The following is a 13,104-nucleotide window of genomic DNA, read 5'->3' as shown; positions in this document are numbered from 1 at the left end:
ATGTCCTGGGATGCGATCGTCGTTGGTGGCGGCCACAACGGCCTGGTCTGCGCGGCCTATCTGGCGCGCGCTGGAAAGAAGGTGCTGGTGCTGGAACGTCGTGGCGTTCTCGGCGGTGCCGCAGTCACCGAGGAATTCCATCCCGGCTTCCGCAACTCGGTGGCGTCGTACACGGTGTCCCTGCTGCAGCCCAAGGTGATCGACGACCTGCAACTGCATGCGCATGGGCTGCGCATCATCAATCGCCCGGTCAACAACTTCCTGCCGATGGAGGATGGTCGTTATCTGCTGTCGGCACCGGGCCGCACCCAGGCAGAGGTCGCGAAGTTCTCCGAGCGGGATGCGCAGCGGCTTCCCGAATACGAAGCGCGCCTGGAGATCTTCGCCGATGTGCTGCGCGCGTGGGCCCTGCGCGCGCCACCGGATGCCGGCGTTGCGGGTGGTTGGCGCGCGTTGCCTGCGCTGTGGCAGATGGGTCGTCTTGGTCGTGAACTGGCCACGCTGGATGCCTCGCTGCGGCAGGAGCTGCTGGACCTGTTCACGCTGTCGGCAGCCGAGTATCTGGATCGCTGGTTCGAAAGCGAACCGATCAAGGCGCTGTTCGGCTTCGATGGCATCGTCGGCAACTACGCAAGCCCCTATACACCGGGCAGTGCCTACGTACTGCTGCACCACGTATTCGGCCAGTGCAATGGCGTGAAGGGTGCGTGGGGCCATGCGATCGGCGGCATGGGCGCGATCAGCCAGGCGATTGCAGCCTCGGCACGCGAGGCCGGAGCGGAACTGCGCGTGGAGGCCGGCGTGCAGCGCGTGCGAATCGAACAGGGCCGCGCGGTGGGCGTCGAACTGGCCAACGGCGAGATCCTGCGCGCACGCACGGTGGTCGCCAACGTCAATCCGAAACTGCTGTACGAACAATTGCTGGAACCGGCACAGGTACCCAACGCGACACGCGAACGCATGGCGAACTGGCGCTGCGGTTCCGGCACGTTCCGGATGAACGTGGCGCTGTCGCGGCTGCCGGAGTTCCGCGCCCTGCCCGGGCCCGGCGATCACCTCAGCGCCGGCATCATCATGGCACCCAGCCTGGATTACATGGACCGCGCCTGGCTGGATGCGCGCCGCGACGGTTGGGCGCGCGAACCGATCGTGGAAATGCTGATTCCGAGCACGCTGGACGATTCGCTGGCGCCGCCCGGGCAGCACGTGGCCAGCCTGTTCTGCCAGCATGTGGCGCCGGTGTTGCCTGAAGGCCGCCATTGGGACGATCACCGGGAGACCGTGGCCGACCTGATGATCGCCACCGTCGAACGGCATGCGCCCGGCTTCACCGCCAGCGTGCTCGGTCGGCAGGTGCTGTCGCCGCTGGATCTGGAACGCACCTTCGGCCTGGTCGGCGGCGACATCTTCCACGGCGCACTGAGCGCCAACCAGCTGTTCTCGGCACGGCCGATGGTCGGCCAGGCCGGCTATCGTGGTGCCCTGCCCGGGCTGTACCTGTGCGGTTCGGGCACACACCCCGGCGGTGGCGTCACCGGTGCACCGGGGCACAACGCGGCGCAGGTGGTGTTGCAGGATCTGTAGAGGCGTGCCCACCAACGGTCGGCACCTGCAGCGTCAAATGATCCTTCGGATCATTTGACGCTGCGCAGATGGTTCGGGCGCTTCGGTGGGCCGGGCGGGCGGCGCCTGAACGGCGGCTGCCCGCGCCAGTAGCGGATCAGCAACCAGCCGAACAGCATGCCGCCGAGGTGCGCGAAGTGGGCCACGCCCGGCTGCCAGCCGGTCATGCCCAGCACCAGCTCGCCCACACCGAACAGGATCACGAAAGTGCGCGCCTTCATCGGGATCGGCGGGAACAGCAGCATCACCCGCTGGTTCGGGAACAGCATGCCGTAGGCCAGCAGCAGGCCGAACACGCCGCCGGAGGCGCCCAGCACCGTGGCAGGGTTTTCCAGCAGCGTACCCACCAGCAGCTGGCAGACACCGGCACCGGCCACGCACACCAGGTAGTACAGCAGGAAGCGCTTCTCGCCCCAGGTCTGCTCCAGCGGCGCGCCGAACATGAAAACCGCCAGCATGTTGAAGAACAGATGGCCGAAGCTGCCATGCAGGAAGCCGTAGGTCAGCAGCTGCCAGGGCTGGAAGTTGCCGCCCAGCGAGAACGCGTCGAAGCCCTGCTGCAACGGTTGCAGCATGAACGGCTCGAAGGTCTGCATGCCGAGCAGGAACGGCTGCTGCAGCAGGAACAGGATCGCGTTGGCGATCAGCAGGGCCTTGGTGACGGTTGGCAGTCGCGGGAACATGGGAGCACCGGCATGGAACGGCCTCCATCATAGCCGCAGCATCGTGTCTTGTTGGCGACCCGCAGGTCCGGCCTGTTCAGTCGCCAGCGGTGCTCAGCCCGGGCCCCACACCGCTGCGTCCAGCGCCGCCGCCGGATCGGTCGCCGGCATCCGCACCCGGCCGTTCTCCACCCGCACACCCTCGGCGCGCAACCGTTGTGACTGCTCGCGCCAGCCGGCCGACCCTTCTTCCATGGCAATGCGCCCGTCCGAGCGCAGCACGCGGTGCCAGGGCAGGTCCGGGTCGTCGTTCTGGCCCAGGATGCGTGCGGTCAGGCGTGCACGCCCGGGCAGGCCCGCGCGCATCGCCACCTGGCCGTAGCCCATCACCTGCCCCGCCGGGATTGCGCGGATCACCGCCAGGATGCTCGCACGCGCCTGCTCCGGCGTCAGCGCCGCAGGCGGGTCACCAGCAGAACGCCGATCAGCACCAGCACGGTGCCGGCGATCTGCGCCGGCCCCATCGGTTCGTCGAGCAGCCATAGGCTCATCACGATGGTGGAAACAGGGCCCAGCATACCGACCTGCGCGGCCAGCGACGAACCCACGCGCTGCACCGCCAGCATGATCGCCAGCACCGGCAGCACCGTGCACACGGTGGCATTGACCAACGACAGCCACTGCACCGGCGCCGGTGCCTGCCACAGCAGCGGCAGCGGATGGGTCACCGCGAAATGCAGCAGCACCAGCACGCTGGCCACGCAGCTGGCATAGGCGGTCAGCCGCACCGCACCGATGCGCGCGACCACCTGCCCACTGCCGAACAGGTACAGCGCATAGCTGAGGGCACTGCCCAGCACCAGCAGGCTGCCGACGATGATCTGCCCACCCTCGCGCTGCAGATCGTGGCCGAAGGCCAGCAGCACGCCGAGGTAGCTCAGCACCAGCGCACCGATCTGCCAGCGGCCCGGCCGCTGGCGCGCCAGCAGCACGTTGATCAGCAGTACCAGGGTCGGGTTCAAGTAAAGGATCAGCCGCTCCAGGGTCACGCTGATGTACTGCAGTCCCTGGAAGTCGAGCAGGCTGGACAGGTAGTAGCCGGTGAAGCCCAGCCACAGCACGCGGGCACGGTCGGCCCAGGACAACGGCTCGGCCCGGCGCGCGGCCCACGCTGCCATCAACGCGAACAGGGGCAGCGCCATCAGCATGCGCAGGGCGAGCAGCGTGGTGGCATCGACGCCGTGGCGCAGGCCGAGCTTGACGATGATCGCCTTGCCCGACGCGGCGATGGCGCCGATCGCGGCCAGGCCGATGCCGCCCAGCGCAATGCGTGGGGAAGCAGTGGCGATGCGGGAAGCGGGAGTGGACATCAGGACGACGGCGGGCCGCGCAGAGCGGCCCGGTAAGGCATGGGGGACGCTCATTGTCGCATGGGGGCGCCCGCTGCCCTGTAGAGCCGAGCCTGCGCTCGGCGTCGCCAGGCCGGGGCGAAAGGCTGCCGAGCAGGGCTCGGCCCCACAACATCCCGGCTCAGCGCATCAGCACCACTTCTTCGGCCGAGGTCGGGTGGATCGCCACGGTGTCGTCGAACTGGGCCTTGGTCGCGCCCATCTTCACCGCCACCGCAAAGCCCTGCAGGATCTCGTCGGCCGCTTCGCCCAGCAGGTGGATGCCTACCACGCGTTCTTCCGGGCCGGCACAGACCATCTTGAACAGGCTGCGCTGGGTACCATTGGCCAGCGCCTGCAGCATCGGGCGGAAGCGGCTGTGGTAGACGCTCACCTGGTCGAAACGCCGGCGCGCTTCTTCCTCGCTCATGCCCACCGCGCCCAGCGGCGGATGCGAGAACACCACGCTGGCCACGTTCTCGTAATCCATTTTGGACTGCGGGCGCCCCCCGAACAGGCGGTCCATCAGCCGCCGCGAAGCGGCCACCGCCACCGGGGTCAGGCCGACCTTGCCGGCGATGTCACCGACCGCGTGCACGCTCGGCACGCGGGTGGTCTGCCACTCGTCCACCTGCACCTGGTCGTGCTCGCCGATGTCGATGCCGAGCGCTTCCAGACCCAGGCCACGGCTGTTGCCGCGGCGGCCGGCAGCGAAGAACACCGCATCGAACACACTGTCGATCGGGCCGTCATGGCCGAACGCCCGCACGCGCTCGCCATCGCGCTGCAGTTCGCGCAGGCGATAGTCGAAATGGATCCGCACGCCCTGCTGTTTCAGGTTCTCGGCCAGCTGATCGGTCAGCTCGTAATCGAAGCGCTCCAGCAGGCGCTTGCCGCGCACCAGCAGGCTCACGCGGCTGCCGAGCGCCTGCAGCAGGCCAGCCAGCTCCACCGCGATGTAACCACCACCGATGATCGCCACCTCGGCCGGCGCCGCACGCAGGTCGAAGAAATCGTCGGAGACCAGGCCCAGCTCCGCGCCGGGAATATCCGGACGCAGTGGATGCGCGCCAGTGGCGATCAGGATGTGTTCGGCGCTGTAGCGCACGCCATCACTGCAGGCCACGGTGTGCGCATCAAGCAGATGGCCACGTGCCGGAATGCGCACCACGCCGGTTTCGTCCAGGCGCTTGTGGTAGCTGGTGTGGATGTTGCTGATGTAGGCCTGGCGATGGATCACCAGTTCCTTCCACGACAGCGCCGGGCGTGCCTCGACATCGAAGCCCATCGCATTGGCCAGGCCGATGCGCTCGTGCAGGTCGGCCGCCAGCCACATCGCCTTCTTCGGCACGCAGCCGACATTGACACAGGTTCCGCCCAGTTCGCCGGGTTCCAGCATTGCCACGCGCTTGCCATGCTGCGCGGCGCGGATCGCACCGGCCAGGCCGGCGGAGCCGCCGCCAAGGACGATCAGGTCGTAATCATAGGATGCAGTGCTCATCGGAATCGCTCGGGTCGGTAAGGGGCAGGATCGATCGCTGGCGTGTGGCCGCAGACGAGATCGGCGATCCGCTGGCCGATGCCGGCGCTCATGCTGACGCCGAGCATGCCATGCCCCGCTGCAGGCCAGACGTGAGGATGCGCGGGCGCGCGGCCGATCAGCACAGCGCGTGCGCGCTCATCGCTCACCCCTGCTTCGTCCTGCGCCGCATCGGTGGCCACTGCCGGTAGGTCATTGCACGCCACAGCCATTCCATCGGACCAAAGCGGAAGCGCGCCAGCCACGCGTGCGAAACAGCCACCTGCACGGCAAACAACAGCAGCGCGAACAGCAGCTGCACGCTGCGCGGCATCATCTCGAACCTGCCCAGGCCGTAGTGGTAGAAGGTCCAGGTACACAGCAGCGACTGGCCAAGATAGTGGGTCAACGCCATGCGCCCCACCGGCGCCAGCCACGCCAGCCGCGTGCGCCAGTGCACGATCCACGCCAGGTAGCCCAGGCACATCGGCAGCCCGCCAACCGTGACCAGGGCCATCGCCGCGGTCACCGGCAGGTTGTAGGCGCCGGGTGCAAGGTAGGGTTTCCAGGCAACCCCCAGCAGCGTGACCAGCAGCCCCAGCGGCAGTGCGATCCAGCGCAGCGACGCGTACAGCCGCGGGAAGCGCTCCGGCGTCGCCAGCGCGCCACTGCCGGCGAACCAGCTGCCGAGCAGGAACATGCCCAGCACTTCCGGGCCGCTGATCAGCAACGCGCCCATCGAGGTGCCGAACTCGCTCAGGCGCTGCACAGTGGCCTGCGCCCAGCTGCCCTGCCCGTACACCTGCCGCTGCAGGTCGATGCTCTGCTGCGCCTCGGCAAGCATGCCCTGCACCTCTTCGGCCGACGCCATCGACACCATCGCACCCACCAGCAGCATCATCGCTACACCGCCGAGGTAGACGATCACGCCCATCCACGGCAGCCAGCTGCGCGGCGCCTCGCGGCAGGCCAGCAACGGCAACGAGACCAGCGCATACATCACCAGGATGTCGCCGGACCAGACCAGCAGTGCATGGCACAGGCCGATCAGCAGCAGGCCGGCGCTGCGGCGCAGGTAGAACGGGGTGAAGTCGCGCCCGGCCACCTCGGCGCGTTGTGCCATCACCGCAAAGCCGGCACCGAACAGCAGCGAGAACAGGGTGAAGAACTTGCCCTGCACGAACACATAGACGAAGGCGTCGGCCCAGTAATCGATGCCCCGCCAGTGCACGTCAATGCCGGTGAAGGCCAGGTCCAGCGGGCCGCTGAAAGCCTCGATGTTCATCAGCAGGATGCCCAGCAGCGCAGCACCACGCAGCACGTCCAGCACGGCGATGCGTTCGCCGGAAGCCACCGGCTGCAGGGAAGGAGAAGCGGCGTTCACGGGGCGTCCGTCAGGCAGGTCCGCCATTATGCCGCCGGCCCGTGCACCATGGATGGCCGCGGCGTGTTCCAGAAACGCAACGGCCCGCCGAAGCGGGCCATTGCTGCCATCACGATCGCGCTGCGATCAGTGCTGGTGACCGCCGTCGCCGTGGACGTGGCCGTGGTCCAGCTCTTCCTTGCCGGCCTCGCGCACGTCGACGATTTCGACGTCGAAGTGCAGGTCCTTGCCAGCCATCGGATGGTTCAGGTCAACGTCGACGACGCTCATGCCGACCTTCTGCACGGTCACCGCACGCGGGCCGAAGTTGGTCTGCAGCACGACCTGCTGGCCCGGCGCCAGCTTGGTATTGCCGAAGTGCTTCTTCGGCACGCGCTGGGACAGGCCCTCACGACGCTCGCCGTAGGCATCGGCCGCCTTGACGTCGACGTTGAAGGTCGCGCCGGCTTCCTTGTCCATCATGGCGTTTTCCAGGCCCGGGATGATGTTGCCGTGACCGATCAGGATCGCCAGCGGCTCGCCGCGGTCCTTGGACGATTCGATCGGCTCCTGGCCGACTTCGGAAACGGTGTAGTGGAAGCGGACAACGCGGTCTTTTTCGATCTTCATGCGCAACTCTGTCTGGATCTGCCGGAGGCAGGCGGGTTGGGGCGGGTTGTCGCCCGGCGGGGACGCCGCCATCATGACGGCCAATCCAAGGTGGCGCATTATCCGGAGATCATGCACATCACGCCAGTTTCGTCCGGCCAGCGCCGGTTTCTCGCCCCGGCCCTGCTGCTGGCCCTGCCCGTGTTGATGACCGCCTGTGGCGGTGGCAAGGCCACCCGCCCGGCCCCGCCCCCGCCCACGGCGAACTGGCCAAAGACCGTGCCGGACAACCCCGAGGCTGCCAACTCGGTGCTGATGCGCGCCATCAGCCTGGTCGGCACGCCCTACCGCTATGGCGGCAACACCCCGGATTCGGGCTTCGACTGCAGCGGCCTGGTCGCTTATGTCTATCGCGAGATGCTGGACCTGCGGCTGCCGCGCACCTCCCGCGACCTGGCGGCGGTGCAGGGCCCGAAGATCGACCCGCAGCGCCTGGCCACCGGCGACCTGGTGTTCTTCGGCAGCCGCGGCAGCGTCACCCACGTCGGTATTTATGTAGGTGAAGGGCGTTTCGTGCATGCGCCGAGCACCGGCGGCACCGTGCGCCTGGACTCGCTCAGCGGTCCCTACTGGAAGGACCACTACACAGGGGCGAAACGCGTCCTTCGCTAAAATGAACAGGCGATATATTCAAAACTGTGACGAACATCACTGTGCAACTAACGAATTACTAACGGAATTTTTAACTTATCCGCGCTTTTACAGGGCATGATGCCCCATCGTTTTTTTCCTGTGACCGACGCGTGACGACTGACGACCTGAAAAGCGAAGGCCAGACTTCCGTATCTTCACGTAGTGCCCGCCCGCTGTTGCTTGGCCTGGCACTGTGTCTGACCAGCCTTCCGGCCTGGTCGCAGACTGCTCCGAACCGTTCCGATGTGACCCCGGCCCCGGTGGCCGAGAGCACCGCCCGACCGGCCGCCAAGGCCGAGGCTGCCGCTCCGCAGCGCAGCCGCGTCGATGCCGCCGCCAGTGCCACGCTGGCCGCCCTGCTGCCGCACCTGGCCGCCAACGACACCATTCCGCTGATGGACCGCTCGGCCGTGGTGGCCGGCGACCTCAGCCGCCTGCTCGCCAACTACGACACCAGCAGCGCCGCCAATGGCAGCGTCGTCGGCACCGCCGCCGACAACGGCAAGGTGCAGTCGCTGCTGCGCCGCGCGATGACCCTGCTGGGCACCCCGTACCGTTGGGGTGGCAGCAACCCGGACAGCGGTTTCGACTGCAGCGGCCTGGTCGGTTATGTGTTCCGTTCGGCCCTGGGCATCGAACTTCCGCGCGTCTCGCGCGAGATGGCCCACGATGACAATGCCGAACTGATCAACGACCGCACCGCGCTGGCCGCGGGTGATCTGGTGTTCTTCGGCCGCAAGGGCCGCGTCGACCACGTCGGCATCTACGTCGGCGATGGCCGTTTCCTGCATGCGCCGAGCTCGGGCAAGGACGTCCGCGTGGACACCCTGCTCAGTGGCTACTGGGGCAACAAGTTCATGCAGGCCCGCCGGGTCGACCTCTGACCGGCTGGCGTCACAGCGCCGCCTGATACGCAAAGCAAAGCCGCTGCCCTGCAGCGGCTTTTTTGTTGGGCCCGCGTAATGGTGGGTAGCTGCCGACCTTGGTCGGCACCGCCTCCATTCACGCATGGCGTGGATCTACCACGGCCGGCAGCGCGTCAGCCATCTCCCAAACGAAAGGCCCGCCGGTCAGGGCGGGCCTTTCATCTCCACGCAACCTCAGCTGCGTGGCGGTGTCGGGTCAGGATCGTCCACGCCCACATTGCTGGACGGATTGTCATACACCGCCTGGTCCAGCAGCCCGGTTTCCTTGGCCACGATCACCGGCACCAGCATCTGGCCGGTCACATTCGTCATCGTGCGCATCATGTCGAGGATGCGGTCGATGGCATACAGATAGCCGATGGTCTCCAGCGGCAGGTTGGCTGCGCTCAGCACCACCGTGGCCATGATCACCGCGGTACCCGGCACGCCGGCCGTACCGAAGCTGCCCAGCACCGAGGCGATCAGCACCACCACGTACTGCTCCGGGGTCAGCGGCACACCGCTGTACTGCGCGATGAACACCGCGCACAGCGCCGGATAGATCGCGCCGCAGCCATCCATCTTGATGCTGGCGCCCAGCGGCACCGCGAATGAACCGTAGTCCTTGTTCACGCCCAGGTTGTGGGTGATCGAACGCAGCGCCACCGGCATCGCGGCGAAGCTGGACGAGCTGACGAAGGCCACCTGCATGCCCGGCGCCGCGCCGCGGAAGAACTTCAGCGGGTTCAGGCCGTGCGCCAGCAGCAGCGCGCTGTAGACCACCACGATGTGCAGGGCGCAGGCCACGTACAGGGCCAGCACGAAATGGCCCAGCGGCAGCAGCTTCTCGAAGCCATAGCTGCCGACCAGGCCGGCGATCAGGCCGAAGGTACCGATCGGGGTGACTTCCAGCACGAAGCGGGTCACCTGGATCATGATGTCGCTCATCTGGCCGACCAGCTTGCGCGCCTCGGTCACCTTCTCGCCCAGCTTGACGATGGCAAAGCCCACCAGGCCTGCGAAGAAGATCACCGGCAGGATCGAGCCGCGACCGGCCGCCAGCACAGTCTCACCGGCCGCATTGACCTTGGTACCGATGCCGGACAGCGCGTAGAAGACATTGGCCGGCACCACGTCCAGCAGCACCTGCACCACACTGGGCACTTCGCGCGGCACGTAGTTGCTGGCCATTGTCAGCTGCAGCCCGCCGGCACCGGGCTGCAGCACGGTCCCCACGCCCAGCCCAACGCATACCGCCAGCGCCGCGGTGATCACGAACCAGAGGAAGGTGCGGCCACTGAGCGCGGCGACCGACTTCTGCCCGTGCAGCGACGAGATTGCGTTGATGACCGCGAAGAACACCAGCGGCACGGCGATCATCTTGATCAGGGTGACGTACAGCTCACCGAGCGGGCCGAACCACGTTTCCGCGGCCGGGCCAAGCGCCCAGCCGGCCAGCGCGCCGAGCACGAAGCCACCGACCACGCGCTGCCAGAATGGAATCCGCAGCCAGGCAGAGACCAGCTTCATAGGCAATCCAGAGGGGAAGGAAGGGATGCTGGCACGATAGCCCAAGGCGGCCCGCAGAACGACCGCCCGGCCGGCAAATCAGTGTGTCATCGGCGTGCCTTGCAGGGGCGGGCATAATGAACGTCCCGTTACAGTTTGTGAGATCCCAGCGTCCATGCGCCGTTCCGTCTCCCTGTTGGCCGCCTGCGCCACCACCCTGCTGCTGGGCGCCTGCGCCAGCACCACCCCCGCCTCTGCCCCGGCCGGCCTGCAGGTCGCCGTCGACCCGGTCGCCCATCCGGCCGGCGAGACCCCGCAATGGTGGTACCGCAGTGGCGCCGCCCAGGCCGCCGCCAACGGCGCGATGTCCGGCAAGGCGAAGAACGTCATCCTGTTCCTCGGCGACGGCATGAGCCTGACCACCGTGGCCGCCTCGCGCATCTACGAAGGCCAGCAGAAGGGTGGCTCGGGCGAGGAGAACCTGCTGTCCTGGGAGCGCTTCCCGGCCACGGCGTTCAGCAAGACCTACAACACCGATTCGCAGACGCCGGACTCGGCCGGCACCATGACCGCCATCACCACCGGCGTGAAGACCCACATGGGCGCGATCGGTGTCAGCGCCGGCAGCCGCACCGACTGCGCCGACAGCCTGTCCAAGGGCCTGCTGACCTGGCTGCAGCTGGCCGACAGCGCCGGCCTGGCCACCGGTGTGGTGTCCACCGCGCGCCTGACCCATGCCACCCCTGCTGCCACCTATGCGCACTCGCCCGAGCGCAACTGGGAAAACGACACCGACCTGACTGAAGCGGCCAAGGCTGCAGGCTGCAAGGACATCGCACAGCAGCTGCTGTCGACCTCGCGTTATGGGCGCGGCCCGCTGGTCGCTCTCGGCGGCGGTCGCGGTGAATTCACCACCGTGGAAGAGCGCGATCCGGAATACGACGACAAGGTCGGCCAGCGCCTGGATGGCCGCAGCCTGGTGCAGGAATGGCAGCAGGCGCACCCGCAGGGTGCCTACGTGTGGAACAGCAAGCAGCTGGCGGCGGCCGCCAATGCGCCGGCCATCCTCGGCCTGTTCGAACCGGACCACATGCGCTACGAATACGAGCGCCCGCAGGATCCGGGCGGTGAGCCGAGCCTGGCCGAACTGACGGCTGCAGCGATCAGGAATCTGGCCAGGCACCAGGAAGGCTACGTGCTGATGATCGAAGGCGCGCGCATCGACCACGCCAACCACAGCGGCAACGCCTACCGTGCACTGACCGAGACCGTGGCGCTGTCCGACGCGGTGCGCGTGGCCAACGAACTGACCTCGGCCGACGACACCCTGATCATCGTTACCGCCGACCACTCGCATACGCTGAACTTCGTCGGCTACCCGGCACGTGGCAATCCGATCCTGGGCAAGGTGAAGGACAAGGGCGGCGAAGATGGTGCCGGCAAGCTGGACTACGCGCTGGACGGCACGGGCCAGCCGTACACCACACTGAGCTATGCCAACGGCCCGGGCCATACCGGCAGCAGCAACCAGCAGCCGGCCGGCCCGAAGCGTTACCCGCACAACCCGAGCAGCTTCGAACCGGCCAACGGCCGCCCGAACCTGCGCGAGGTCGACACCGAGCATCCGGACTACATGCAGGAAGCACTGGTGCCGATGAAGTCCGAATCGCACGGTGGTGAGGATGTCGGGATCTGGGCGCGTGGCCCGGGCAGCAAGGCGATCCGCGGCACGCTGGAACAGAACGCGATCTACCACATGATCGTGCAGGCCACCCCGGCCCTGCGCGAGCGCCTGTGCCAGGCCGGCACCTGCGATGACAAGGGCGTGCCGGTGCAGCTGCCGGCACCGACGGCCTTCGAGCGCAAGGCCGAGGCCAAGTGATCGTGCGGCAGGCCCGCCTCGACCGCGGCCGCTTCGCGCGGTCGCTGGTCCTGCTCGGCGTACTGGCCGGTTCCAGCGCGCTGGCGCAGGCGCCGGCCTGCAAGCTGCTGACCGACGAACACGGGTTGTGGCCGCTGCCCAACTGCGAGGTGGTCGATCACCGGCCGAAGATCAGCGCCGATGCGCTGAAGGACCTGAACTACGACGACCACGGCCTGGCCGTGGTGTATGCCGACCAGGGCTTCCACTACGTCGACCGCAAGGGCCGCAGCCTGCCTGTGCTGACCTGGGACAACGGCCCGGAAACACCGCAGGAAGGCCTGCTGCGCGGCCGCGTCGGCAACCGCGTCGGCTACTTCGACCTGACGTTCCGCCAGGTGGTGCCCGGCACCTACGATTTCGGGTGGCCGTTCCAGGATGGCGTGGCCGAGGTCTGCAACGGCTGTCGGCGCGGCACGCCGGATGCCGATGGCCACACGCCGATGGAAGGCGGAGAGTGGTTCCGCATCGACCGCGCGGGCCGTCGGGTGAAGTAGGTTTTTCGGCAGGGCTGCGCCCTGCACCTGCCGATGCAACGGCAACGGCCGAAGCAACAGCAACAGCGTGCATTCCGTGGGATGGCGGGGCGGCCGGCAACCACGGCGGTTGCTGTTGCTCCTGGTAGGTGTCGAGCTTGGTCGACACGATTTTTCTCTCAGATATCGAATTGAATACGGGGTCAGATCCGTTTTCCGCAGGAAAACGGATCTGACCCCAAGAGCAATTCCGACAGTTCGCAGGAAACTGTCAAAGGCGGGATGGGTCCGGTTGCGGGAGTGTCCGCGGCATGGATGCCGCGGCCAAGCCCCCATGGATGTGTTTACGGCGTCTCCCGCAACCGGACCCACCCCGCCTCCCCTCAGGAAACCAGCTTCTGCTGTTGCCGTTGCCGTTGCTCTGGATCGTAGCGGG

At 67.4% G+C, this 13,104-nt stretch carries 12 protein-coding genes and 1 pseudogene; 5 read left to right on the top strand and 8 right to left on the bottom strand.

Going from position 1 to position 13,104, the window contains the following annotated elements:
* Positions 1 to 1,584 (top strand): phytoene desaturase family protein, encoded by a 1,584-nt coding sequence (locus tag AC5P6H_RS05205; protein ID WP_014647918.1) that lies wholly within the window; start codon positions 1 to 3, stop codon positions 1,582 to 1,584.
* A gap of 50 nt (positions 1,585 to 1,634) precedes the next feature.
* Here AC5P6H_RS05205 and AC5P6H_RS05200 read toward each other — a convergent pair whose 3' ends face one another.
* From AC5P6H_RS05200 to AC5P6H_RS05170, 7 genes and pseudogenes are all read right to left on the bottom strand, one after another.
* Positions 1,635 to 2,306, bottom strand: a complete 672-nt coding sequence (locus tag AC5P6H_RS05200; RefSeq protein WP_495202366.1) for a rhomboid family intramembrane serine protease — start codon at positions 2,304 to 2,306, stop codon at positions 1,635 to 1,637.
* A gap of 93 nt (positions 2,307 to 2,399) precedes the next feature.
* The gene (locus tag AC5P6H_RS05195) at positions 2,400 to 2,828 is read right to left on the bottom strand and encodes an MGMT family protein (protein ID WP_414615635.1); all 429 of its coding nucleotides are present in this window, start codon (positions 2,826 to 2,828) and stop codon (positions 2,400 to 2,402) included.
* Complete coding sequence (locus AC5P6H_RS05190) at positions 2,735 to 3,655, bottom strand: DMT family transporter (RefSeq protein ID WP_014647921.1); 921 nt, start codon at positions 3,653 to 3,655, stop codon at positions 2,735 to 2,737. Before AC5P6H_RS05190 ends, AC5P6H_RS05195 begins: the two co-directional genes overlap by 94 nt.
* 160 nt (positions 3,656 to 3,815) lie before the next feature.
* On the bottom strand, positions 3,816 to 5,174 hold the full coding sequence (gene gorA, locus AC5P6H_RS05185; RefSeq protein ID WP_126411224.1) for a glutathione-disulfide reductase: 1,359 nt from the start codon (positions 5,172 to 5,174) through the stop codon (positions 3,816 to 3,818).
* Positions 5,171 to 5,323 (bottom strand): annotated as a pseudogene (locus tag AC5P6H_RS05180) (amino acid dehydrogenase); the annotation flags it as partial. The gene gorA and the pseudogene AC5P6H_RS05180, both read right to left, overlap by 4 nt.
* Positions 5,324 to 5,358: 35 nt before the next feature.
* Positions 5,359 to 6,603 carry a DUF418 domain-containing protein gene (locus AC5P6H_RS05175; RefSeq protein WP_041863671.1) on the bottom strand — a complete coding sequence of 415 codons (1,245 nt, stop codon included), beginning with the start codon at positions 6,601 to 6,603 and terminating at the stop codon, positions 5,359 to 5,361.
* A 99-nt stretch (positions 6,604 to 6,702) separates the two neighbouring features.
* Entirely contained in the window at positions 6,703 to 7,185 is a 483-nt protein-coding gene (locus AC5P6H_RS05170) for an FKBP-type peptidyl-prolyl cis-trans isomerase (protein WP_014647924.1), read from the bottom strand.
* Positions 7,186 to 7,296: 111 nt separating this feature from the next.
* On the opposite strand from AC5P6H_RS05170, the gene AC5P6H_RS05165 reads away from it, so the two are divergent.
* Together AC5P6H_RS05165 and AC5P6H_RS05160 are read left to right on the top strand one after the other, a co-directional pair.
* Positions 7,297 to 7,836, top strand: a complete 540-nt coding sequence (locus tag AC5P6H_RS05165) for a C40 family peptidase (RefSeq protein ID WP_126411225.1) — start codon at positions 7,297 to 7,299, stop codon at positions 7,834 to 7,836.
* A gap of 131 nt (positions 7,837 to 7,967) precedes the next feature.
* Positions 7,968 to 8,741 carry a C40 family peptidase gene (locus AC5P6H_RS05160; RefSeq protein ID WP_005414115.1) on the top strand — a complete coding sequence of 258 codons (774 nt, stop codon included), beginning with the start codon at positions 7,968 to 7,970 and terminating at the stop codon, positions 8,739 to 8,741.
* Positions 8,742 to 8,957: 216 nt separating this feature from the next.
* Here the strand turns inward: AC5P6H_RS05160 and AC5P6H_RS05155 are convergent, their stop codons facing one another.
* A complete protein-coding gene (locus AC5P6H_RS05155) occupies positions 8,958 to 10,292 on the bottom strand; it encodes a dicarboxylate/amino acid:cation symporter (RefSeq protein ID WP_014647927.1) in 1,335 nt (444 codons plus the stop codon).
* Positions 10,293 to 10,446: 154 nt separating this feature from the next.
* Here AC5P6H_RS05155 and AC5P6H_RS05150 point away from each other — a divergent pair, with 154 nt between their 5' ends.
* Both AC5P6H_RS05150 and AC5P6H_RS05145 read left to right on the top strand, forming a co-directional pair.
* Positions 10,447 to 12,153: an alkaline phosphatase gene (locus AC5P6H_RS05150; RefSeq protein ID WP_495202365.1), complete on the top strand. Its 1,707-nt coding sequence runs from the start codon at positions 10,447 to 10,449 to the stop codon at positions 12,151 to 12,153.
* The gene (locus AC5P6H_RS05145) at positions 12,150 to 12,689 is read left to right on the top strand and encodes a WG repeat-containing protein (protein ID WP_032960809.1); all 540 of its coding nucleotides are present in this window, start codon (positions 12,150 to 12,152) and stop codon (positions 12,687 to 12,689) included. Before AC5P6H_RS05150 ends, AC5P6H_RS05145 begins: the two co-directional genes overlap by 4 nt.
* Positions 12,690 to 13,104: the final 415 nt, after the last annotated feature.

This window comes from Stenotrophomonas sp. YJH_SMC_110, assembly GCF_059369255.1.
The sequence above is the reverse complement of the archived record's forward strand: the minus strand, read 5'-3'. Positions and strand labels throughout refer to the sequence as shown.

Bases quoted from the DNA above. Each gene is read 5' to 3' on its own strand.
- AC5P6H_RS05205 (WP_014647918.1), top strand. From the start codon at position 1: ATGTCCTGGGATGCGATCGTCGTTGGTGGCGGCCACAACGGCCTGGTC.
- AC5P6H_RS05200 (WP_495202366.1), bottom strand. From the start codon at position 2,306: ATGTTCCCGCGACTGCCAACCGTCACCAAGGCCCTGCTGATCGCCAAC.
- AC5P6H_RS05195 (WP_414615635.1), bottom strand. From the start codon at position 2,828: ATGGCTGCTCGACGAACCGATGGGGCCGGCGCAGATCGCCGGCACCGT.
- AC5P6H_RS05190 (WP_014647921.1), bottom strand. From the start codon at position 3,655: ATGTCCACTCCCGCTTCCCGCATCGCCACTGCTTCCCCACGCATTGCG.
- gorA (WP_126411224.1), bottom strand. From the start codon at position 5,174: ATGAGCACTGCATCCTATGATTACGACCTGATCGTCCTTGGCGGCGGC.
- AC5P6H_RS05175 (WP_041863671.1), bottom strand. From the start codon at position 6,603: ATGGCGGACCTGCCTGACGGACGCCCCGTGAACGCCGCTTCTCCTTCC.
- AC5P6H_RS05170 (WP_014647924.1), bottom strand. From the start codon at position 7,185: ATGAAGATCGAAAAAGACCGCGTTGTCCGCTTCCACTACACCGTTTCC.
- AC5P6H_RS05165 (WP_126411225.1), top strand. From the start codon at position 7,297: ATGCACATCACGCCAGTTTCGTCCGGCCAGCGCCGGTTTCTCGCCCCG.
- AC5P6H_RS05155 (WP_014647927.1), bottom strand. From the start codon at position 10,292: ATGAAGCTGGTCTCTGCCTGGCTGCGGATTCCATTCTGGCAGCGCGTG.
- AC5P6H_RS05150 (WP_495202365.1), top strand. From the start codon at position 10,447: ATGCGCCGTTCCGTCTCCCTGTTGGCCGCCTGCGCCACCACCCTGCTG.